The sequence below is a fragment of the Burkholderia sp. Ap-955 genome (genome assembly GCF_011753045.1).
Classification (GTDB): Bacteria; Pseudomonadota; Gammaproteobacteria; order Burkholderiales; family Burkholderiaceae; genus Burkholderia; species Burkholderia lata_D.
The window spans coordinates 45,077-65,497 of sequence record NZ_VWWH01000035.1 but is presented as its reverse complement, the minus strand read 5'-3'; the positions used below and the strand labels follow the sequence as shown (position 1 = coordinate 65,497).

Below are 20,421 nucleotides of genomic sequence, written 5' to 3'. Positions count from 1 at the left end.
AGCAACGCGACCGCCGCAGCCAGCGCGGCCCAGATCGCGGTGGCGCGCGCGGCGCTCATGCCGCGCACGGCGCCGCACACGACGTGCGGCGCACCCGCTTGCGGCAGCGGGCCGGTCGTGACGTGAACGCCGCGCGGACGATTGGGGTCAGCATCGAAGAAGATTCCGTGAAGCATTGCGCGCCCCGCCTCCCCGCAGGCCGCGCGTCACGAAGCCCGTGCGGGCTCCCCGTCTCGGCCGGTATCCGGGCTGGCGGCGGTCCGGCTCGCCTTCCCGCGCGATCACGCGCAGTGGCCCGCGTCCGCATGCAGGACCTGCACGCGAAACGCGCCCGAGCCGGCCTGCGTCACGAGACGCGGCCGCTTACCGTTGCGGGGGCAGCGCAGGTTGGCGGGCTTCCGGCGCCCGCGCCCTGCTTCCCGTTTAACCGCGCGTTCCACGCGCGAGCACCGAGGCGGCGCCAGTTTAGGAGCGGGCCGCGCGAGCGTCAAGGAAGCGTCCGGACACGCACGGGACGCGCTGATTCGCGGCAAGAAGCAGGGGTGTTACGACTGGAAACGTTACAGATGTCGGATTGCGCGTTATTCCGCGCTAAAATGCTGGGTCTTTAGAGGACGCAGCAAATGCTCAACGAACTCGAAACCCTATCTCAAAATATTGGCCGTCTGATTTCGCTTAACAAGCGCTATCACTCGGAACGGCTCGCGCTCGAGGAGCAGGTCGCGCAATTGCGCGCGGATGCGGACGCTGTCCGCGCGGAACTCGCGCAACTGCGCGACGAACGCAATGCACTTGCGGCCGAGCGTGACACGCTGTCGGCAAAGATCGACGACGCCCAGGTGAAACTGAACGCGATTCTCGAAAAGCTGCCGCGCTCGAAAAGTGTGGAGCAAGCCGACAACCAGCTCGACCTGCTGGATGCGCAGGCGCGTACGGATGGCGATGACGCGGCCAGCCACGGAGAACATGCATGAGCACCAAGCAGATCGAAGTCTCGATTCTCGGTCAGGCCTATCGGCTCGCCTGCTCGGCCGAGACCGAAGCGGCGCTGCTCGAAGCGGTCGCGCGCGTTGACGCCGAAATGTCGAAAATCCGCTCGAACAGCTCGGTACGCGGCACCGATCGCATCGCCGTGATGGCGGCGCTGTCGCTCGCGTCCGAATTGCTGCGACTGCAAACGAGCGTGCGGCACGGTGAAGCATTTCCGGCGGAGGAAATCCGTCGTACAATGCACCAGATGAACGAACAGCTCGGCGCGGTGCTCGCACAGCACGAGACGCAGTAACGTTTTAATCGATGCGTCGATTCCCCTTGATCTCGGCGATCAACGGTGGTCAAATTGGCGCATCGAATCACAGTTCAGTCAGCTTCCCTGCCTGGTTCGCCAAGGTCATATATTCCTTGAACCAATGCCATGTGCACGGTTGCGGAAATTTGTAGCACGGGCGCGCGCGTCACTCTGTCTGATGTACCCGAAGTGCTGCTAACTGCGACCAATTCTGAACCTCAGGTTCAGGATGCCGGCCTAGCGGCCAAGGCGGGGGCCTATCCAACGGCATCGGGAACTCCCGATGCCGTTTCCTTTTGCAACAGCCCTTTCTGCGTCGATCACGATCCATGCAATACTGGCTGATGAAGTCCGAACCGGACGAAGCAAGCATCGACGATCTCGCCAACGCACCGCAGCGCTCGCTGCCGTGGACCGGCGTGCGCAACTATCAGGCGCGCAATTTCATGCGCGACACGATGAAGATCGGCGACGGCGTGCTGTTCTATCACTCGAGCTGCCCCGAGCCGGGCATCGCGGGCCTCGCCGAAGTGTCGTCGACGCCCTACCCCGACCCCACGCAGTTCGATCCGAAAAGCCCCTATTACGACCCGAAGTCGACTCAGGAAGCACCGCGCTGGCTGCTCGTCGACGTGCGCTTCGTGAAGAAGTCGCCGCTCGTGCCGCTCGCGGCGCTGCGCGAACACGACGAACTCGCCGACATGCGCGTGCTCGCGCGCGGCAACCGGCTGTCGATCACGCCGGTCACGCGCGCCGAATGGCGCTTCATCACCGAAAAGCTGATGAAGTAGGCGCGCGCCAAAGGTCAAATCTGGTCAGTACGCGCCGCCGGCACGGAACTCGCGGCACTGTCGCGCGGCCTAAGCAACCGCTGTCGGCCGATCAGGCCGGCTGTCGTTTTTTCGTCGCGCGGTACGCCCGCGTCGTGCACGCGCAATCCGCGTGCACGCCCTCGCACAAGGAGTCCAACAATGACCAAGAAATCCGCACTCGCGCTGTCGCTCGCCCTTGCCGCCGCCGTTCCCGTCGCGCTGACGCTCGCGTCGACTGCCGCGCACGCGCAAACCGCGAACCCGCACTTTCCGGAGCCGGCAGGCGTGCTGTCGCTGTCGTCGCAGGCCAGCGCGGACGTGCCGCAGGACATCATCCACATCACGCTGTTCTACGAGCAGCAGGCCAAGGATCCGGGCAGCCTCACCGCCCAGTTGAACCAGCGCGCCGACGCAGCGCTGTCGCAGGCAAAGGGCGTATCGGGCGTCACCGCGCACACGGGCGCATTCTCCGTGTACCCGAGCACCGATCGTGACGGCAAGATCTCCGCATGGCGCGGTCGTACTGAAGTGGCGCTCGAATCACGCGATTTCGCTGCCGCGTCGAAGCTTGCGGGCCAGTTGTCGAACCTGATGCAGGTCGCGAACGTCGAGTTCTCGCTGTCGCCCGAAGCGCAGCGCGCGGCCGAGCAAAAGCTGACGACCGAAGCGATCAAGTCGTTCCGCGCCCGCGCCGATGAAGCCGCGAAAGCATTCGGTTACGGCAGCTACACGATCCGCGACGTGAACGTCGGCGGCGGCCGCAACGTACAGCCGTACCCGCGCATGATGGCGATGGCCGCGGCGCCGATGGACAGCGCGAAGATGAGCGCGCCGATCGCGGTCGAAGGCGGCAAGGCCACCGTGTCGGTCACCGTCAACGGCTCCGTGCAGATGAAGTAACGCGCAGCGCACGGCAGTCCGAAATGAAAAACGCCGGCCCGAGGGCCGGCGTTTTGTTTACCTGCATGGTGCCGATGCTCGCGCCGATCGCACGTGCATCGGCATCGCATCACGCAACGGCATTCGCCGCGCGGCGGCGATACGCCCAGACCATCAATGCAACGCCCGCGAGGATCATCGGCAGCGACAGCCACTGCCCCATCGACAGGCCGAGCGCGAGCAGGCCGAGGAAGTCGTCGGGCTCGCGCGCGAACTCGACCGTGAAGCGTGCGAGGCCATAGCCGATCAGGAACAGCGCGGACACGGCGCCCATCGGCCGCGACTTGCGCGCGAAGAAGAACAGCGCGAAGAACAGCGCGATGCCTTCGAGCGCGATTTCATAGAGCTGCGACGGATGGCGCGGCAGCATCTGGTATTGCATGAACACGTCGGCAAGATGCCACTTCTCGACGAGCTCAGGATGCTTCGGCAACCATGCCGCATCGTCGCGCATCGCGCCCGGGAACAGCATCGCCCACGGTGCCGAAGGATCGGTCACGCGGCCCCACAGCTCACCGTTGATGAAGTTGCCGAGCCGCCCGGCCGCGAGCCCGGTCGGCACCATCGGCGCGACGAAATCGGTGACCTGCAGCCAGTGGCGCTTGCGCTGCCACGCGAACAACATCATCGCGAGCGTCACGCCGAGGAAGCCGCCGTGAAACGACATGCCGCCCTCCCACACCTTGAATACGTCGAGCGGATGCGAGAAGTAGAAATCGGCCTTGTAGAACAGCACATAGCCGAGCCGGCCGCCGAGCACGGTGCCGAGCACACCGTAGAACATCATGTCGTCGATGTCCTTCGCGGTCCAGCCTTGCGCCGCGACGTGCGGCAGCTTCAGCCGGATCCGGCCGACGACGATCGCCGCAATGAAGCCGACGAGATACATGAGCCCGTACCAGCGCACGGCCAGCGGCCCGAGATGGATCGCAACGGGGTCGAAATTCGGGTGAATGATCATGGGTTAGCGAAGAAGTTTTCGAATGCGGTACGGCCGTCGCAAACGCGCAGCACCGCGCGTTGGACGGCACCCGCGCGTCATCGTTCACGTCACGTGGCGAGGCCCTGCGCGCGCACGACGTCGATGAAGCCGGCCAGCACGGGGCTCACGTCACCGGTGCGCCACACGAGGCCGGTCTCGACGACCGGTGCGTGATCGGCAAGCGGCCGGTAGACCACGCCGGTGCGCCGCAGGTTACGCAGCGATTGCGGCACCAGTGCGACGCCCATGCCGGCCGACACGAGGCTGACGATCGTCTGCATCTGGATCGCCTCCTGGCCGATATGCGGCGTTTCCCCCGCCGCGCCGTAGCAGCCCGTAATGATGTCATAAAAGCCGGGCGCCAGACGACGCGGAAAGATCACGAGCGGCAACGCGGCAACCTCGGCGAGACGGACGGGCTCGTCTTCCGGTGCATCGCTCGCTGCCACCGGCATCGCCACCACCAGCGGCTCGCGCATGACGGGCAGGTACGACAGCCCGGCCGCGTGGCGCGGCGGCACGGGCGGAATGACGAGCCCCGCGTCGATGCGGCCCGCGACGAGCTCGTCGATCTGCACGTCGCTCGTCGCCTCCGTGAGTTGCAGCCGCACCTGTGGATAGCGCGCGCCGAACGCACGCAGCAGCGTAGGCAGCAGCCCGTAATCGGCGGTCGACACGAACGCGAGCGACAGCGAGCCAGCCTCGCCGCGCGCGAGCCGTCGCGCAAGCGGCGGCAACGCGTCGGCCGATGCGAGCAGCCGGCGCACGTCGGGCAGCAGCGCCGCCCCGACCGCCGTCAACGCCACCGAGCGCTTGGTGCGCGCGAACAGCGCGACGCCGAGCGCATCCTCGAGCGCACGGATCGCCTGCGACAGCGGCGGCTGCGTCATCGACAGGCGTTCGGCCGCGCGGCCGAAATGGCGCTCGTCGGCGACGGTCACGAAATAGCGCCACTGGCGCAGGTCGGGAGTCGGATCGGCCATGGCTCTCTCATTCGAAAAACGACTGAATAAGCGACAAATAATATATTGGACATCCCAATCCGGACACTCCATGCTTGATTGATCCGAACCGGCTCGCCGCTCGACGGCGTTGCCCAGACAACGATGGAGTCCCCCATGGCTTACAACCGTCGCTCGAAGCACATCACGCAAGGCGTGGCCCGCTCGCCGAACCGCTCGATGTATTACGCCCTCGGCTACCAGAAGGACGATTTCGACAAGCCGATGATCGGCATCGCGAACGGCCATTCGACGATCACGCCGTGCAATTCCGGCCTGCAACGCCTGTCGGACGCGGCCGTTGCGGCCGTGAAGGCGGCCGACGCGAACCCGCAGATCTTCGGCACGCCGACGATTTCGGACGGCATGTCGATGGGCACCGAAGGGATGAAGTACTCGCTCGTGTCGCGCGAGGTGATCGCCGACTGCATCGAGACCTGCGTGCAGGGGCAATGGATGGACGGCGTGGTGGTCGTCGGCGGCTGCGACAAGAACATGCCGGGCGGGATGATCGCGCTCGCGCGCCTGAACGTGCCGGGCATCTACGTGTATGGCGGCACGATCCGCCCCGGCAACTGGAAAGGCCGGGACCTGACGATCGTGTCGTCGTTCGAGGCCGTTGGCGAATTCACCGCGGGCCGGATGTCGCAGGAGGATTTCGAAGGCGTCGAGCAGAACGCCTGCCCGACCTCGGGGTCGTGCGGCGGGATGTACACCGCGAACACGATGAGCTCGTCGTTCGAGGCGCTCGGGATGTCGCTGCTGTACTCGTCGACGATGGCGAACCCCGATCAGGAGAAGGTCGATTCGGCCGCCGAATCGGCACGCGTGCTCGTCGAGGCCGTGAAGCGCGACCTGAAGCCGCGCGACATCATCACGAAGGCATCGATCGAGAATGCGGTGTCGGTGATCATGGCGACGGGCGGCTCGACCAATGCGGTGCTGCACTATCTCGCGATCGCGCACGCGGCCGAGGTCGACTGGACGATCGACGACTTCGAGCGCATCCGCAAGCGCGTGCCCGTGATCTGCGACCTGAAGCCGTCGGGGAAGTACGTCGCGACCGACCTGCACCGGGCCGGCGGGATTCCGCAGGTGTTGAAGATCCTGCTCGACGCGGGGCTGCTGCATGGCGACTGCATGACGATCACCGGCCGCACGATCGCCGACGAACTGAAGGACGTGCCGAGCGTGCCGCGCACGGACCAGGACGTGATCTTCCCGATCGACCGCGCGCTGTACAAGGAAGGCCACCTCGCCATCCTGAAGGGCAATCTCGCGGAAGACGGCGCGGTCGCGAAGATCACCGGCCTGAAGAACCCGGTGATCACGGGCCCGGCACGTGTGTTCGACGATGAGCAGAGCGCGATGGATGCGATTCTCGGCGACCGGATCCGTGCCGGCGACATCCTCGTGCTGCGCTACCTCGGCCCGAAGGGCGGCCCCGGCATGCCGGAAATGCTCGCGCCGACGTCGGCGATCATCGGCAAGGGGCTCGGCGAATCGGTCGGCTTCATCACGGACGGCCGCTTCTCGGGCGGGACCTGGGGGATGGTAGTCGGCCACGTCGCGCCCGAGGCGTTCGTCGGCGGCACGATCGCGCTCGTGCAGGAAGGCGACTCGATCACGATCGACGCGCACCGGCTGCTGCTGCAGTTGAACGTCGACGACGCGGAACTCGCGCGCCGCCGCGCCGCATGGCAACAGCCGGCGCCGCGCTACACGCGCGGCGTGCTCGCGAAATTCGCGGCGCTCGCCCGCCCGGCGAACAAGGGCGCCGTCACGGGTTGATCCGGGCACGTCAAGACATGCGACCCCGATAAACATGGCCGCCGGGGGGAACGCGCAAAACGCGCTTTCCCTTTGCTTCTATAATGCGCGGACCATGTAGCCGGCCGTCCCCGCCGGCGGAGAACCGCATGAAACACTCGATATTGCGCGTCCTGCTTGCCACACTGCTGATCGGCAGCGGGGCAGCGGCGCGCGCCGACCAGGCCGACGGGCTCGCGCTGGCTCAGCGCAAGAACTGCATGGCCTGCCACGCGATCGGCAAGCCGCTGATGGGCCCGTCGTTCCGCGACGTCGCCGGCAAGTATGCGGCGCGCGGAGACGCCGTCGACTACCTTGCCCAATCGATCGTGAAAGGCAGCGTCGGCGTATGGAGCAGCGTGCCGATGCCCGCCAATACGCAACTGACGAACACCGAAGCCCACACGCTCGCGCAATGGGTGCTGTCGGTGCGCTGAACCGGGCGCCCCGGGCGGAATCGCCAACCTGCCGGATTCCACCGACTGGCGGACATGCCCCGGCTTAACGGTGCAATGCCTCGCCGTCAGCTTCACCGGCTTTTACTGGAATCGCACCCCGTTTTCACCGGAATGCCCATTGTGCTTAGCCGGAATGACCGGCGCGGCGGCGGGCGATCTCTTCGTCGACCGCGTCGCGAACCCAGTCCATCACCTCGGTTTCCAGCGCCAGCGCCACTTCGCGCGTGATCTGGCCGACCAGCCAGGCCGAATGCTCATGCAACGCGTCGCGACAGCGGGCTTCGATCGCGTCGCGCCCTTCCCCCGTCAGATAGTTCGTCAGGCGATTGCGCAGACGCTCGGCGATGTGCTGCGCATCTTCCGGTGTCAGCCCGGCTGCACCCTGCGCCTCCGGCTGCAGCGCGGCGGCCGGTACGACGGCCTCCGGCATGTGCGCTTCACGCGCGTGCCCCACCACCTCATGCGCCACCGCTGCGAACGCGGGTAGCGGCACATCGTCGTCGGCCAGCAATGATTGCAGCGGTGCGCTCATTGCCGCCGAATCTTCGGCGAACACGTGCTCCACGGCGCCGGGTTCGGCCGGCGCATCGGTCTCGCCCATCGCGGCCGCGGCAGCCGTCGCCACGTCGCCCGGCAGTTCGACCGCCGGCACGTGCGGCGTCGGCACGCATTCGACCACGACGGAACCGGGGTCAAGTTCACTTTGCCTGGAACCGGCCGGCGCCGCCTCTGCGGCGTGCGGCGCGACCACGTCGGTGAGCACCGGAATCGCCGCGTTGGCGGGCGGCTGCGGCGCGTCGGGCGCAGGCGAGCGCGCCGGCACCGGCTTGCCCGGCACCAGCACGTCGGTCAGCGTCGGGATCGAGGATGAATCGGCTTCGGTCACGGGAATACTCCGTTGACGGTTGCGGCTAGCTGCCCTGCTTGTAGTTGTTCAGCGCGTAGCCGCGGTCGCGGTAGAACCGGTAGCGGTCGCGGCCCGCGGCCAGCTCGTCCGGCGCATTGCCGACCACTTCGAGCAGGCGCTCGAAGCGGGCGAACTGCGCGGGCACGGCTGCGCCGAGGTTCAGCAGCACGTGATGATGCGGCGCGCGGTCGAGATCCGCGGCCAGCACGATCGGCGTGCCGGCTGCGTGCTCGCTGTCGACACCGCAATGCGGGATGAAATCGAGCGGCGAGAACGTCCAGAGCCGCTCGTCGAGCGCGCGCAGGCGTGCGGGCTCGGCGAGCACGACGACCGGCTGCCCGGCCTGGTAGGCCTTGCGCAGCAGCCGGCACGCGTACGCGAGCGAATCGCCGACGTTCGAGTGGAAATCGATCCGCGTCATTGCCCGCGTACCCGCAGCGTCGTCCACACCGCCATCACTGGCCGGCGCGGTCGATCAGGAACTGCGCGAGCAACGGCACCGGACGGCCCGTCGCACCCTTCGCCGCACCACCCTTCCATGCGGTGCCCGCGATGTCGAGGTGGGCCCACGGATAGCTCTCGGTGAAGCGCGACAGGAAACACGCGGCCGTCACGGCGCCGGCCGGGCGCCCGCCGATGTTCGCGAGATCCGCGAAATTCGACTTCAGCTGGTCCTGGTACTCGTCGTCGAGCGGCATGCGCCATGCCGGGTCGTTCGCTTCGCGCGACGCGTCGAGCAGTTCGCCCGCGAGCGCGTCGTTGCTCGAGAACAGGCCGCTGTTGTGGCCGCCCAGCGCGATCACGCACGCGCCCGTCAGCGTGGCAACGTCGATCACGGCGGCCGGCTTGAAGCGTTCGGCATACGTGAGCGCGTCGCACAGGATCAGACGGCCTTCGGCGTCGGTGTTCAGCACCTCGATCGTCAGGCCCTTCATGCTGGTGACGATGTCGCCCGGTTTCGTCGCGTTGCCGCCCGGCATGTTCTCGCAGGTCGGCACGATCGCGACGACGTTGATCTTCAGGCCCATCTCGGCAACCGCACGCATCGTGCCCAGCACGGAACCCGCGCCGCACATGTCGTACTTCATCTCGTCCATGCCCTCGCCCGGCTTCAGCGAGATGCCGCCCGTGTCGAACGTGATGCCCTTGCCGACCAGCACGACCGGCGCGGCCTTCGCGGCGGCGCCCTGGTAGTGCAGCACGATGAACTGCGGCGGCTCGACCGACGCGCGCGCGACCGACAGGAACGAGCCCATCTTCAGCGCCTGGATCTGCTTGAGCCCGAGCACTTCGGCCTTCAGGCCCCAATCCTTCGCGATCTTCTTCGCGGTGTTGCCGAGGTAGGTCGGCGTGCAGACGTTGCCCGGCAGGTTGCCGAGGTCGCGGGTGAGATCCATCCCGTTCGCGAGCGCGACGGCCTGCTTGACCGCGACCTTCGCGGCCTTTTCGTCGGACGGATCGACGCTGAACACGACGCGCTTGAGCGTGTGCGACGCCGGCTCCGGCTTGCTCTTCATCTGCGTGAAGCGGTAGGTCTCGTTGCGCAGCGCGAGGATTGCCGCGCGCACGCCCCAGTCGGAGCTGCGCTCGTCGACCGGCAGTTGCGCGAGCGTGAACGTGACCTGGACGACCTTGGTCGCCAGCAGCGCGCGCCATGCGGCCGTCACGGCATCGTTATAGGCTTTCTGATTGAAAGCATCCTGCTTGCCGAGGCCGACGAGCAGCACGCGCGACGCGCCGATGCCCGACACTTCGTGCAAGAACAGCGTCTTGCCGCGCTTGCCGTCCATGTCGCCGGCCTTGATCACGCGCGAAATCAGCCCCTTGGTGGCCGTGTCGATATCGAGCGCCGCGCCCGACAGGGTCTGCGCCTCGAAGATGCCGAGCACGATGCAATCGGACTTCCCGGTCAGGAACCCCTTCGCCTCGCCTTTGCTCCAATCACAGCCTTTTATGCTAAAGTCCATCGCGCTTGTCCTCGGATAAAATCTGGGCTAAGGATGAAAGCCGCAATTATCCGCTATTTTTCCCGTGGCGGCGCGAGCGCTCCACCACGCGTGCGCAGCCTCCCGCCCTCTTCTCATCAAGAATGATCTTCGAACGCTCCCTCCAGCGCGAGCTTGCGTATACGGCTGGCGCCGTGTTCATGGTGCTGCTCACGATCATGCTCACGACGATGATGATCCGCATCGTCGGCTACGCCGCGTCCGGTGAAATCGATCCGCGGGACGTCCTCGTGCTGATCGGCCTCACCGTGATCGGCTACCTCGCCGTGATGCTCGTCGTCACGCTGTTCGTGTCGATCCTGTTCGTGCTGACCCGGTGGTACCGGGACTCCGAAATGGTCGTGTGGCTCGCGTCGGGCGTGAGCCTCACGCGCCTCATCAAGCCGATCGGCGTGTTCGCCACGCCGATCATCCTGCTGATCGCCTTCTTCGCGTTCGTCGGCTGGCCGTGGTCGAACCAGCAAAGCAAGATGATCAAGGCGCGCTTCCAGCAGCGCGACGAGATCTCGCTGCTCGCGCCGGGCCAGTTCCGCGAATCGGCCTCGAACCACCGCGTGTTCTTCATCGAGAAGATGACGCCCGACCAGAGCAAGGTGCAGAACGTGTTCGTGACCTCGACCGAGAACGGCAAGGTCAACGTGGTCGTGTCGCAGACGGGGCACACGGAAACGCGAGACGGCAGCCGCTTCGTCGTCCTGGAGGACGGCCGCCGCTACGACGGCACGCCCGGCCAGCCGAACTTCAAGATCATGGAGTTCGAGCGCTATGGCGTGAAGATCACGAGCACCCCGGTCACCAACGTGCAGACCACCAACAGCACGCCGACGCCGGACCTGCTGCGCACCCCGACGAACGACAACCTCGCGGAATTCGCGTGGCGCGCGGGGCTGCCGCTGATCGCGATCAACCTGATGGTGCTCGGCATTCCGCTGTCGTACCAGAACCCGCGCCGCAGCCGCACGATCAACCTCGTGATGGCCGTGCTGATCTACCTCACGTACTCGAACCTGCTGAACGTGGTGCAGTCGCAGATCGAGCAGGGCAAGATGTCGTTCGGCGTCGGGCTCGTTGGCCTGCATCTGGTCGTCGCGGTGATCGTCGCGTTCATCTTCTGGTTGCGCGTGCGCAATCGTCCGCTGTTTACACGCGCGCTGTTCGGCCGCTCGGGAGCATGATTGATGCGGCTCTATGAAAAGTACTTCGCGCGACAGATCTACGTCACGTTCGTCTTCATCCTGTTCGCGTTCTCGGGCCTGTTCTTCTTCTTCGACCTGATCAGCGAACTGAACTCGGTCGGGCACGGCAACTACAAGTTCGGCTACGCGGTGCTGCGCGTCGCGCTGCAGACCCCGTCGCGCTTCTACGAAATCATCCCGGTCGCCGCGCTGATCAGCGCGATCTACGTGTTCGCGCAAATGGCCGCGAACTCGGAATTCACGATCTTCCGCGTGTCGGGCCTCGCGACCAACCAGGCGCTGCGCTCGCTGCTGAAGATCGGCGTGCCGCTCGTGATCGTCACCTACCTGATCGGCGAATTCGTCGGCCCGTACGCCGACCAGCTGTCCGAACGCGTGCGGCTGCAGGCGCTCGGCGCGTCGGTGTCGTCGAACTTCCAGTCGGGCGTGTGGGTGAAGGACACGCTCGCGGCCCGCGAGAACGGCGAGCAGGTCACGCGCTTCGTCAACGTCGGCAGCCTGTCGCCCGACTCGACGATCAGCAACGTGCGCATCTACGAATTCGATTCGAAATTCCAGCTGCGCAACGTGCGGATCGCGCAGACGGGCCGCTACGAGCCGCCCGGCCACTGGCTGCTGAAGGGCGTCAACGAAACCGAGCTGACGCCGATCAAGCCGATCAGCGGGCAGCCGGCCGACGCGCTGAACCCCGTGTACCGGTCGCAGCAGGTCTCGCTGCCCGAATACCGGCTGCGCTCGGACCTGACGCCGCAGATCCTGTCGGTGCTGCTCGTGTCGCCGGATCGCATGTCGATCATCAACCTGTTCCGCTACATCCAGCATTTGCACGAGAACCAGCAGGACACGCAGCGCTACGACATCGCCTTGTGGCGCAAACTGCTGTATCCGTTCGCGGTGTTCGTGATGCTCGTGCTGTCGCTGCCGTTCGCGTACCTGCACACGCGTGCGGGCGTGGTCGGCGTGAAAGTGTTCGGCGGTATCATGCTCGGCATGAGCTTCCAGCTCCTCAATACGCTGTTCTCGCACATCGGCACGCTGAACACGTGGCCCGCGCCGCTCACCGCGGCGACGCCGGGCCTGATCTATCTCGCGCTCGGCCTGTTCGCGCTCAAGTGGGTCGACCGGCACTGAGCGCCGCGTCACGACGGAGGCTTCGACATGAGTTCGCACGGCATCGTCCTGTTCGGCCACGGCGCGCGTGACCCGCGCTGGGCCGAGCCGTTCGAGCGGCTCGCCGCGCGGCTGCGCGGCGCCCCCTCCCCCGCTGCACACGTGTCGCTCGCGTTCCTCGAACTGATGACGCCGTCGCTCGGCGACGCCGTCGCCGAGCAGGTCGCGGCCGGCTGCACGCACATCACCGTGGTGCCCGTGTTCTTCGGCCAGGGCGGCCATGTCCGCCGCGACCTGCCGCAGCTCGTCGACGCATGCCGGGCCGTGCATCCGGGTGTCGAGATCCGCTGCGCGACGGCCGTCGGCGAAGACGACGGCGTGCTCGACGCGATCGCGCGCTACTGCATCGACCAGATCGGCGACGGCGCGTAAATCACGAGTCACGGCCCACAAAGAAAAAGCGCCGGCTTCCGCCAGCGCTTTTTTCGTTTGGGACTCCAGCCGGATTCCGCTCAGGCCGCATTTCGCATCGGATCGCCCGCTTTCGCCTGCCCGGCGCGCTCGGCGAATGCATCGCCGATCATCAGCAAGCTCGGTTGCGCGGGATCGAGCCACGCCTGTGCGTCACCCGCCGCCATCTGTGCGAGCGTCAACGTCAGCGTGCGCTCGCGCGCGGTGCTGCACGCCTCGACGATCGCCACGGGCGTTGTTGGCGCACGGCCCGCGTCGATCAATTCCTGCGCGATGCCGGGCGCGCTGTCGCGGCCCATGTAATAGACCATCGAATCGGCGCGCGCGGCTTCGCGAATCTCGTCGCTGCCCGGCGCGCGGCTGTGGGTCGCGAACGCGACGCTGCGCGACACGCCGCGCAACGTCAGCGAACGCTTCAGCGTCGCCGCCCCGGCCAGCGCCGCGGTGATGCCCGGCACGACCTCGTAGTCGATGCCGGCCGCTTCCAGCGCGCGCATCTCCTCTTCGGCACGACCGAACAACATCGGGTCGCCACCCTTCAGCCGGACGACACACGCATGCTCGCGTGCCGCATCGACGATCTGCTTGTTGATGAAGTGCTGCGCGGTCGAGCGCTGCCCGCAGCGCTTCCCGACGGCGATCCGGCGCGCATTCGGCGCGTAGTCGAGCATCGCGGACTCGACGAGCGCGTCGTGCAGCACGACGTCCGCCTGCTCGAGCAGCCGCGCGCCGCGCACCGTGATGAGGTCGGCCGCGCCCGGCCCTGCTCCAATCAGATACACCTTGCCCATGTTTGTCGCTTCGCCTTCCAGCGGGCGTCGGCTCCGGCCCGCGCCGCCGCGAAGCGGCGCGGTTGCCCGGTTACGCCGAGAACGCCCGGATCATCCCAGCGGCGACCGTGTGATGCGTCGCCTCGTCGATCAGCACGAACGCACCGGTACCCGGATGCGCGTCGTACGTGTCGCACACGATCGGCTTCTGCAGCGTCAGCGCGACGCGGCCGATGTCGTTCATCTTCAGATCGTGACGGTCGGTCGCGTGCGACAGCGTGTGCACGTCGAGCACCTGCTTGACGCCGCCGATCTTCGCGAACACCGTGCTGGTGGTCTGCTTCAGCAGGTACTTGCGCTGCGGCGACAGCGGCGTCTCGTCGAACCAGCACAGATCGGCTTCGAGCTTCTTCGCCGGCTCGACCGGCTCGGCGGACGTGACGAACATGTCGCCGCGCGACACGTCGACGTCTTCCGCGAGGCGGATCGTCACGGTCTGGCCCGCGGACGCGTGCGGCACGGACGCGGTGCCGCCCGGCACCGGCGCGACGATCTCGGCGATCGTGGCCGTGCGGTTCGACGGCAGCACGACGATCTCGTCGCCGACCTTCACTTCGCCCGACTCGATACGGCCCATGTAGCCGCGGAAATCGTCGGCCGAACTGCCGTCCTGGCGCGCGACCCACTGCACCGGGAAGCGCAGCGCGTCATGCGCCTGCGTCTCGACCGGCAGCGATTCGAGCACGTCGAGCAGCGGTTCGCCTGCGTACCACGGCATGCGCTCGCTCGCGCCGACGATGTTGTCGCCCTTCAGCGCCGACACCGGCACGAAGCGCACGTCGCTCAGGCCGAGCTGCTTCGCCAGCGTGACGTAGGCATCGCGGATCTCGTTGAAGCGCGCTTCGCTGTAGTCGACCAGGTCCATCTTGTTGATCGCGACGATCACGTGCTGCAGCCCGAGCAGCTTCACGATCGCGCTGTGGCGCTTGGTCTGCGGCAGGAGTTGCACGACGCCGTTCTCGACCGTGATGCGCGTCGCGTCGATCAACACGATCGCCGCGTGCGCGGTCGATGCGCCCGTCACCATGTTGCGCGTGTACTGCTCGTGGCCCGGCGTATCGGCGATGATGAACTTGCGCTTCGCGGTCGCGAAGTAGCGATACGCGACGTCGATCGTAATGCCCTGCTCGCGCTCGGCTTCGAGGCCGTCGGTCAGCAGCGCGAGGTCGAGCTCGTCGCCGACCGTGCGCTTGTTCTTCGCACGCGACAGCGCGGACAGCTGGTCGGACAGCACGGCCTTGCTGTCGTACAGCAGGCGGCCGATCAGCGTGCTCTTGCCGTCGTCGACGCTGCCTGCGGTAATGAAGCGCAGCACGCCGAGGTCTTCGGTGTTCTCGATGATGCTCATGATGTGAATGTCCTCGTGTGCTTCAGAAATAACCTTGCTTCTTGCGCTGTTCCATCGCGGCTTCGGAGGCCTGGTCGTCCATCCGGGTCGCGCCGCGCTCGGTGATCTCGGTCACCGCCGTCTCGGCGATGATCTTCTCGACGTCGTCCGCGTCGCTCTCGACCGGGCACGTGCAGGAAATGTCGCCGACCGTGCGGAAGCGCACCTGCGCGAGCTCGCTCGTCTCGCCGTCACGCATCGGCGTGAGCGGCGTGACGGGCACGAGCAGCCCGTTGCGGCGCACGATCTCGCGCTGGTGCGCGTAATAGATCGACGGCAGTTCGAGGTTTTCGCGCGCGATGTACTGCCACACGTCGAGCTCGGTCCAGTTCGAGATCGGGAACACGCGCAGGTGCTCGCCCTTGTGCAGGCGCGCGTTGTACAGGCTCCACAGTTCCGGGCGCTGCGCCTTCGGATCCCACTGGCCGAATTCGTCGCGGAACGAGAAGATGCGTTCCTTCGCACGCGCCTTCTCTTCGTCACGACGCGCGCCGCCGATCAGCGCCGTGTAGCCGTGCTGCTCGATCGTCTCGAGCAGGGTGACGGCCTGCGCGGCATTGCGCGAATCGGTTTCGCGGCGCAGCACGACCGTACCGCGCTTGATCGAATCCTCGACGTGGCCGACGACCAGCTCGGCGCCGAGTTCTTGCGCGCGGCGATCGCGGAAGTCGATCACTTCCTCGTAGTTGTGGCCCGTGTCGATGTGCACGAGCGGGAACGGCAGCGTCGTCTTGCGGTTCGCGCCGAGGCCGAATGCCTTCAGTGCCAGATGCAGCACGACGACCGAATCCTTGCCGCCCGAGAACAACAGCGCCGGCTTGCTGCATTCGGCGACCAGTTCGCGCAGGATGTGGATCGACTCGGCTTCGAGCCAGTCGAGGTGGCCCATGCGGCTGTCGGCACCGGCGGGCGGGGCAAAGGCGGATTGCTCGAGCGTCGTGCTCATGATTTCAGTCCTTCTCTTCTGGGTTCGTGCCGCCCGCTGTCGCAGGCGGCGCAATATTCAGTTTCTTGTCAGGCTTTCAGTGCGTGGCGCCGGCTTCGGCATCCGCGGGAATCGGCGTGATCGTCGTGATGTGCAGCCCGCATTCCTTCGTATCGCGCGACTCCCACCACCAGCGGCCCGCACGGCTGTCCTCGCCGGGACGGATCGCCCGCGTACACGGCTCGCAGCCGATGCTCGGGTAGCCGCGCGCATGCAGCGGGTTCACCGGCACGTCAAACGCCTTAAGGTACGCCCACACGTCGGCTTCCGTCCAGTCGGCGAGCGGGTTGTACTTCGCGATCCCGCGCGCTTCGTCCTGTTCTTCCTCGTGCAGCTCGGCACGCGTGACCGACTGCTCGCGGCGCTGGCCGGTGACCCATGCGCCGACGTCCGCGAGCGCACGATTCAGCGGCTCGACCTTGCGGATGTGACAGCACGACTTGCGCAGCTCGACGCTCTCGTAGAACGCATTCAGGCCATGCTCGGCGACATACTGGTCGACCGCGTCCTGCTGCGGATGGAACTGCTCGATCTCGTAGCCGTAGCGCTCGCGCACACGGTCGATCATGCCGAGCGTTTCCGCGTGCAGGCGGCCCGTGTTCAGCGAGAAGATGCCGATCCGCACGCCCTTCGACAGGATCGCATGCGTCAGCAGCATGTCTTCCGCCGCGAGGCTGCTCGCGAACTTCACCTTCTCGTGACGGGCGCCGATCTGCGCGAGCAGCGCGTCGAGGCGCTCGACCTTCGCGGCGAGTTCAGGCGTCAGCGCGGTGGCGGTCGCGGTGCTCATGCGCTCACCTTCGCGTCGGGCGTCGCTACGTCTGCCGCCGCGCCGCGGCGGCGGAACAGCGGTTCGGGCTGGTCGAACGCGCCCTGGTAACGCTGCGTGAATTCCGTGAACGCATTCAGCGCGTCGTGGATGTCCTTGTCGGCGCGCACCGCGTATGCGTCGAAGCCGCAACGCGACATGTACAGCAACTGGTCGCGCAGCACATCGCCGATCGCACGCAGCTCGCCGGTCCAGCCATGGCGCTCGCGCAGCAGGCGCGCGATGCTGTAGCCGCGGCCGTCCGCGAAGCGCGGGAAGTCGACCGCGATCAGCGAAATCGCGCCGAAGTCGGCCACGAGATCGGCCGGCTCGCTGTCCGGTGCGAGCCACACGCCGAGCTCGTCCTTCGTCTTCGCGGCGACGAGCGCCGCGCGCTCGGCCTGCCACAATGCGAACGGCACCAGCACCTTGCCGGCCGGCAACGCGTCGACCGCGGGCAGTGCACCGTCTTCCGCCGCGCGCACGACCTGCCATGCATCGTCGATCACTGCGCGGTTCTTGATAATCGAAGCCATCTGCTAATTCCTTCTACCCGGTTGGTTACGCGTTCACTGCCTGGCGCGCCGCATACACGCGCTCCTTGAACGGCGCGATGCCGATGCGATCGTACGTGTCGACGAAGCGCTCGCCGTCGACGCGCGATTCGACGAACGTGTCGATCAGCTTCGCGATCACGTCAGGCACTTCTTCCGCCGAGAACGACGGCCCGATCACGCGGCCGAGGCGCGCGCCGTTCCGGCCCGTGCCCTGCTCGCCGCCGAGCGACACCTGGTACCACTCGGCGCCGTCCTTGTCGACGCCGAGGATGCCGATGTTGCCGACGTGGTGGTGACCGCACGAGTTCATGCAACCGGAAATGTTCAGCGACAGGTCGCCGAGGTCGTACACATAGTCGAGATCGTCGAAACGCTGCTGGATCGCCAGCGCGATCGGGATCGACTTCGCGTTCGCGAGCGAGCAGAAGTCGCCGCCCGGGCACGCGATGATGTCGGTCAGCAGGCCGATGTTCGGCGTCGCGAAACCGGCTGCCTTCGCCTTTTCCCACACGGCAAACAGGTCGCGCTTCTTCACGTTCGCGAGAATCAGGTTCTGCTCGTGCGACACGCGCAACTCGCCGAACGAGTACGCGTCGGCCCAGTCGGCCACCAGATCCATCTGCTGGTCGGTCGCATCGCCCGGTGCGACACGGTGATCCTTCAGCGACAGCGTGACGGCGGCATAGCCGGCCACCTTGTGCGGGGCAACGTTACGCTCGACCCAGCGCGCGAACGCCTTGTTCTCGAGCAGATGCTGTTCAAACGATGCGTCGGTGTCGGCCAGCTTCTCGTAGACGGGCGGCTGGAAGTACTGCGACACGCGATCGACTTCCGCCCGCGTGAGCGTCGACGGGCCGTCCTTCAGGTGCTGCCACTCTTCCTCGACCTGCTGCGCGAACTTCGCGGGCGACAGCGCCTTCACGAGGATCTTGATGCGCGCCTTGTACAGGTTGTCGCGGCGGCCGTAGCGGTTGTATACGCGCAGCACGGCTTCGCAGTAGGTGAGCAGGTGCTGCCACGGCAGGTCTTCCTTGATAACCGCGCCGATGATCGGCGTCCGGCCGAGGCCGCCGCCCGCGAGGATGCTCGCGACCACTTCGCCCTCCACGTTCTTCTTCAGGTACACACCGAGGTCGTGGATCTGCACGGCCGCGCGGTCGTCCTTCGAGCCCGACACCGCGATCTTGAACTTGCGCGGCAGCCATGCGAATTCGGGATGGAACGTCGACCATTGACGCAGGATTTCCGACCACGGACGCGGATCGATCTCTTCGTCCTGCGCGACGCCGGCGAACTGGTCGGCCGTGATGTTGCGGATGCAGTTGCCCGACGTCTGGATACCGTGCATCTGTACCGATGCGAGCTTCGCGAGGATCTCGGGCGTTTCTTCCAGCTTGATCCAGTTGAACTGGATGTTCGAGCGGGTCGAGAAGTGGCCGTAGCCGCGGTCGTGTTCGCGGGCGATGCGCGCCAGCATCCGGAGCTGGTCGCTGCGCAGGTTGCCGTACGGAATCGCGATGCGGTGCATGTACGCGTGGCGCTGCATGTACAGGCCGTTCTGCAGGCGCAGCGGACGAAACTCTTCTTCGCTCAACTCGCCCGACAGCCGGCGGCGCACCTGATCGCGGTACTGCGCGACACGCTCGTCGACGATCGTCTGGTCGTATTGGTCGTACTGATACATTCGGGGACCCCAGGGTTTTCGTGGTGACCGCGCGACGTCCTAGCCACGTCGCGCCCGAATCTCCGTTCCGCCGCTATCGCCGGCCTTCCGCTGCCCGGCTGGATTGCTAATGACGAAAACAGATATCCATATTTGAAAAACTCCGGTGAATCGTAATAAACTCGCCTTATATTTCAAACGACTAAAAAATTCTGTTGATATGCGGAAGGGTTATAAATGAACCTGCACCAATTTCGCTTCGTGCGCGAGGCCGTCCGGCAGAATTTCAACCTCACCGAGGCCGCCAAGGCGCTCTACACGTCGCAACCGGGGGTGTCGAAGGCGATCATCGAGCTCGAGGACGAGCTGGGCGTGGAGATCTTCACGCGGCACGGCAAGCGCGTGCGCTCGCTCACCGAGCCGGGCAGGATCATCCTCGCGTCGGTCGAGCGGATCCTTCAGGAGGTTGAAAGCCTTAAAAGGGTCGGGAAAGATTATGCCGCGCAGGATCAGGGCAACCTGACCATCGCCGCGACCCACACGCAGGCCCGCTACTCGCTGCCGGCCGCGATCGCCGAGTTCAAGAAGCGCTTCCCGAAGGTCCATCTGTCGATCCTGCAGGGCAGCCCGACGCAGGTGGCGGAGATGGTGATCCACGACCAGGCCGATCTCGCGATCGCGACCGAGGCGATCTCCGACTACAAGGAACTCGTGTCGCTGCCCTGCTTCCAGTGGCACCACGCGGCCGTCGTGCCGGCCGACCATCCGCTGCTCGAACGCAAGCCGGTCACGCTCGACGACCTCGCGCAGTACCCGCTGATCACGTACGACGATGCGTTCGCGGGCCGCAAGAAGATCAACCATGCGTTCGCACTGCGCGGGCTGTCGCCGGACATCGTGCTCGAGGCGATCGACGCCGACGTGATCAAGACCTACGTCGAGCTCGGCCTCGGCGTCGGCATCATGGCCGACATCGCGTTCAATCCCGAGCGCGACCGCAACCTGCGGCTGATCCCGGTCGGCCACCTGTTCGGCAGCAACGTGACGCGCGTCGCGCTCAAGCAGGGCGCCTACCTGCGCAGCTATGTGTATACGCTGGTCGAACTGCTGTCGCCTACGCTGAACCGCAAGCTGATCGAACAGGCGCTCAAGGGCGAATCCGAATCGTACGAACTCTGAGCGGCGTGTATAAACACGGGGGCGCACATCGCG

21 protein-coding genes, 1 other RNA gene and 1 riboswitch are annotated in these 20,421 nt (G+C 66.2%); of the genes, 11 read left to right on the top strand and 11 right to left on the bottom strand.

Features of this window, described 5'->3' with window-relative positions; translation table 11 throughout:
* Window positions 1-217 precede the first annotated feature (217 nt).
* Window positions 218-469, bottom strand: a riboswitch (cobalamin riboswitch).
* A gap of 154 nt (window positions 470-623) precedes the next feature.
* The 5 genes from F3J15_RS19705 (at window position 624) to F3J15_RS19685 (ending at window position 3,000) form a co-directional block, all read left to right on the top strand.
* Window positions 624-974: an ATPase gene (locus F3J15_RS19705; RefSeq protein ID WP_166893542.1), complete on the top strand. Its 351-nt coding sequence runs from the start codon at window positions 624-626 to the stop codon at window positions 972-974.
* Window positions 971-1,285 (top strand): cell division protein ZapA, encoded by a 315-nt coding sequence (locus F3J15_RS19700; protein WP_011352906.1) that lies wholly within the window; start codon window positions 971-973, stop codon window positions 1,283-1,285. Before F3J15_RS19705 ends, F3J15_RS19700 begins: the two co-directional genes overlap by 4 nt.
* A gap of 81 nt (window positions 1,286-1,366) precedes the next feature.
* Window positions 1,367-1,548, top strand: a non-coding RNA gene (ssrS, locus tag F3J15_RS19695) — 6S RNA.
* Between the two features lie 69 nt (window positions 1,549-1,617).
* Window positions 1,618-2,079 carry an EVE domain-containing protein gene (locus F3J15_RS19690; protein ID WP_006478090.1) on the top strand — a complete coding sequence of 154 codons (462 nt, stop codon included), beginning with the start codon at window positions 1,618-1,620 and terminating at the stop codon, window positions 2,077-2,079.
* Between the two features lie 180 nt (window positions 2,080-2,259).
* Window positions 2,260-3,000, top strand: coding sequence for an SIMPL domain-containing protein (locus tag F3J15_RS19685; RefSeq protein ID WP_069248620.1), 741 nt, complete (start codon window positions 2,260-2,262; stop codon window positions 2,998-3,000).
* Between the two features lie 109 nt (window positions 3,001-3,109).
* Here F3J15_RS19685 and lgt read toward each other — a convergent pair whose 3' ends face one another.
* On the bottom strand, window positions 3,110-4,000 hold the full coding sequence (gene lgt, locus F3J15_RS19680) for a prolipoprotein diacylglyceryl transferase (protein ID WP_166893540.1): 891 nt from the start codon (window positions 3,998-4,000) through the stop codon (window positions 3,110-3,112).
* Window positions 4,001-4,089: 89 nt separating this feature from the next.
* On the bottom strand, window positions 4,090-5,004 hold the full coding sequence (locus tag F3J15_RS19675; RefSeq protein ID WP_166893538.1) for a LysR substrate-binding domain-containing protein: 915 nt from the start codon (window positions 5,002-5,004) through the stop codon (window positions 4,090-4,092).
* A gap of 135 nt (window positions 5,005-5,139) precedes the next feature.
* Here F3J15_RS19675 and ilvD point away from each other — a divergent pair, with 135 nt between their 5' ends.
* Both ilvD and F3J15_RS19665 read left to right on the top strand, forming a co-directional pair.
* Entirely contained in the window at window positions 5,140-6,813 is a 1,674-nt protein-coding gene (ilvD, locus tag F3J15_RS19670) for a dihydroxy-acid dehydratase (RefSeq protein ID WP_166893536.1), read from the top strand.
* Between the two features lie 128 nt (window positions 6,814-6,941).
* On the top strand, window positions 6,942-7,268 hold the full coding sequence (locus tag F3J15_RS19665) for a c-type cytochrome (protein WP_089484432.1): 327 nt from the start codon (window positions 6,942-6,944) through the stop codon (window positions 7,266-7,268).
* A gap of 145 nt (window positions 7,269-7,413) precedes the next feature.
* Here F3J15_RS19665 and F3J15_RS19660 read toward each other — a convergent pair whose 3' ends face one another.
* Genes F3J15_RS19660 through F3J15_RS19650 form a run of 3 tightly spaced genes read right to left on the bottom strand, consistent with a single transcriptional unit; the run spans window position 7,414 to window position 10,163 of the window.
* Window positions 7,414-8,175 carry a DUF2486 family protein gene (locus F3J15_RS19660; RefSeq protein ID WP_166893534.1) on the bottom strand — a complete coding sequence of 254 codons (762 nt, stop codon included), beginning with the start codon at window positions 8,173-8,175 and terminating at the stop codon, window positions 7,414-7,416.
* Window positions 8,176-8,200: 25 nt separating this feature from the next.
* Window positions 8,201-8,617 (bottom strand): DNA polymerase III subunit chi, encoded by a 417-nt coding sequence (locus tag F3J15_RS19655; protein ID WP_021160787.1) that lies wholly within the window; start codon window positions 8,615-8,617, stop codon window positions 8,201-8,203.
* A 34-nt stretch (window positions 8,618-8,651) separates the two neighbouring features.
* Window positions 8,652-10,163: a leucyl aminopeptidase gene (locus tag F3J15_RS19650; RefSeq protein WP_069248627.1), complete on the bottom strand. Its 1,512-nt coding sequence runs from the start codon at window positions 10,161-10,163 to the stop codon at window positions 8,652-8,654.
* A gap of 122 nt (window positions 10,164-10,285) precedes the next feature.
* Here F3J15_RS19650 and lptF point away from each other — a divergent pair, with 122 nt between their 5' ends.
* Genes lptF through F3J15_RS19635 form a run of 3 tightly spaced genes read left to right on the top strand, consistent with a single transcriptional unit; the run spans window position 10,286 to window position 12,940 of the window.
* Window positions 10,286-11,377 carry an LPS export ABC transporter permease LptF gene (gene lptF / locus F3J15_RS19645; RefSeq protein WP_069248628.1) on the top strand — a complete coding sequence of 364 codons (1,092 nt, stop codon included), beginning with the start codon at window positions 10,286-10,288 and terminating at the stop codon, window positions 11,375-11,377.
* A gap of 3 nt (window positions 11,378-11,380) precedes the next feature.
* A complete protein-coding gene (gene lptG, locus F3J15_RS19640) occupies window positions 11,381-12,529 on the top strand; it encodes an LPS export ABC transporter permease LptG (RefSeq protein WP_089446233.1) in 1,149 nt (382 codons plus the stop codon).
* 27 nt (window positions 12,530-12,556) lie between these two features.
* Complete coding sequence (locus tag F3J15_RS19635; protein WP_166893532.1) at window positions 12,557-12,940, top strand: CbiX/SirB N-terminal domain-containing protein; 384 nt, start codon at window positions 12,557-12,559, stop codon at window positions 12,938-12,940.
* An 80-nt stretch (window positions 12,941-13,020) separates the two neighbouring features.
* Here F3J15_RS19635 and cobA read toward each other — a convergent pair whose 3' ends face one another.
* The 6 genes from cobA to F3J15_RS19605 form a co-directional block, all read right to left on the bottom strand.
* Window positions 13,021-13,770, bottom strand: a complete 750-nt coding sequence (cobA, locus tag F3J15_RS19630; RefSeq protein ID WP_166893530.1) for a uroporphyrinogen-III C-methyltransferase — start codon at window positions 13,768-13,770, stop codon at window positions 13,021-13,023.
* Window positions 13,771-13,840: 70 nt separating this feature from the next.
* On the bottom strand, window positions 13,841-15,157 hold the full coding sequence (locus tag F3J15_RS19625) for a sulfate adenylyltransferase subunit 1 (protein ID WP_166893528.1): 1,317 nt from the start codon (window positions 15,155-15,157) through the stop codon (window positions 13,841-13,843).
* Window positions 15,158-15,179: 22 nt separating this feature from the next.
* Complete coding sequence (cysD, locus tag F3J15_RS19620) at window positions 15,180-16,142, bottom strand: sulfate adenylyltransferase subunit CysD (RefSeq protein WP_059576774.1); 963 nt, start codon at window positions 16,140-16,142, stop codon at window positions 15,180-15,182.
* 76 nt (window positions 16,143-16,218) lie between these two features.
* Complete coding sequence (locus F3J15_RS19615) at window positions 16,219-16,971, bottom strand: phosphoadenylyl-sulfate reductase (protein WP_089446237.1); 753 nt, start codon at window positions 16,969-16,971, stop codon at window positions 16,219-16,221.
* Window positions 16,968-17,525 (bottom strand): DUF934 domain-containing protein, encoded by a 558-nt coding sequence (locus F3J15_RS19610; RefSeq protein WP_166893526.1) that lies wholly within the window; start codon window positions 17,523-17,525, stop codon window positions 16,968-16,970. Before F3J15_RS19610 ends, F3J15_RS19615 begins: the two co-directional genes overlap by 4 nt.
* 25 nt (window positions 17,526-17,550) lie before the next feature.
* The gene (locus tag F3J15_RS19605) at window positions 17,551-19,230 is read right to left on the bottom strand and encodes a nitrite/sulfite reductase (RefSeq protein ID WP_166893524.1); all 1,680 of its coding nucleotides are present in this window, start codon (window positions 19,228-19,230) and stop codon (window positions 17,551-17,553) included.
* A 216-nt stretch (window positions 19,231-19,446) separates the two neighbouring features.
* Here F3J15_RS19605 and F3J15_RS19600 point away from each other — a divergent pair, with 216 nt between their 5' ends.
* A complete protein-coding gene (locus tag F3J15_RS19600; RefSeq protein WP_014896306.1) occupies window positions 19,447-20,388 on the top strand; it encodes a CysB family HTH-type transcriptional regulator in 942 nt (313 codons plus the stop codon).
* Window positions 20,389-20,421: the final 33 nt, after the last annotated feature.

Bases quoted from the DNA above. Each gene is read 5' to 3' on its own strand.
- lptG (WP_089446233.1), top strand. From the start codon at position 11,381: ATGCGGCTCTATGAAAAGTACTTCGCGCGACAGATCTACGTCACGTTC.
- F3J15_RS19635 (WP_166893532.1), top strand. From the start codon at position 12,557: ATGAGTTCGCACGGCATCGTCCTGTTCGGCCACGGCGCGCGTGACCCG.
- F3J15_RS19690 (WP_006478090.1), top strand. From the start codon at position 1,618: ATGCAATACTGGCTGATGAAGTCCGAACCGGACGAAGCAAGCATCGAC.
- F3J15_RS19665 (WP_089484432.1), top strand. From the start codon at position 6,942: ATGAAACACTCGATATTGCGCGTCCTGCTTGCCACACTGCTGATCGGC.
- F3J15_RS19600 (WP_014896306.1), top strand. From the start codon at position 19,447: ATGAACCTGCACCAATTTCGCTTCGTGCGCGAGGCCGTCCGGCAGAAT.
- F3J15_RS19615 (WP_089446237.1), bottom strand. From the start codon at position 16,971: ATGAGCACCGCGACCGCCACCGCGCTGACGCCTGAACTCGCCGCGAAG.
- F3J15_RS19625 (WP_166893528.1), bottom strand. From the start codon at position 15,157: ATGAGCATCATCGAGAACACCGAAGACCTCGGCGTGCTGCGCTTCATT.
- F3J15_RS19650 (WP_069248627.1), bottom strand. From the start codon at position 10,163: ATGGACTTTAGCATAAAAGGCTGTGATTGGAGCAAAGGCGAGGCGAAG.
- lgt (WP_166893540.1), bottom strand. From the start codon at position 4,000: ATGATCATTCACCCGAATTTCGACCCCGTTGCGATCCATCTCGGGCCG.
- ilvD (WP_166893536.1), top strand. From the start codon at position 5,140: ATGGCTTACAACCGTCGCTCGAAGCACATCACGCAAGGCGTGGCCCGC.
- cysD (WP_059576774.1), bottom strand. From the start codon at position 16,142: ATGAGCACGACGCTCGAGCAATCCGCCTTTGCCCCGCCCGCCGGTGCC.
- F3J15_RS19605 (WP_166893524.1), bottom strand. From the start codon at position 19,230: ATGTATCAGTACGACCAATACGACCAGACGATCGTCGACGAGCGTGTC.
- F3J15_RS19685 (WP_069248620.1), top strand. From the start codon at position 2,260: ATGACCAAGAAATCCGCACTCGCGCTGTCGCTCGCCCTTGCCGCCGCC.
- cobA (WP_166893530.1), bottom strand. From the start codon at position 13,770: ATGGGCAAGGTGTATCTGATTGGAGCAGGGCCGGGCGCGGCCGACCTC.
- lptF (WP_069248628.1), top strand. From the start codon at position 10,286: ATGATCTTCGAACGCTCCCTCCAGCGCGAGCTTGCGTATACGGCTGGC.
- F3J15_RS19705 (WP_166893542.1), top strand. From the start codon at position 624: ATGCTCAACGAACTCGAAACCCTATCTCAAAATATTGGCCGTCTGATT.
- F3J15_RS19675 (WP_166893538.1), bottom strand. From the start codon at position 5,004: ATGGCCGATCCGACTCCCGACCTGCGCCAGTGGCGCTATTTCGTGACC.
- F3J15_RS19610 (WP_166893526.1), bottom strand. From the start codon at position 17,525: ATGGCTTCGATTATCAAGAACCGCGCAGTGATCGACGATGCATGGCAG.
- F3J15_RS19655 (WP_021160787.1), bottom strand. From the start codon at position 8,617: ATGACGCGGATCGATTTCCACTCGAACGTCGGCGATTCGCTCGCGTAC.
- F3J15_RS19700 (WP_011352906.1), top strand. From the start codon at position 971: ATGAGCACCAAGCAGATCGAAGTCTCGATTCTCGGTCAGGCCTATCGG.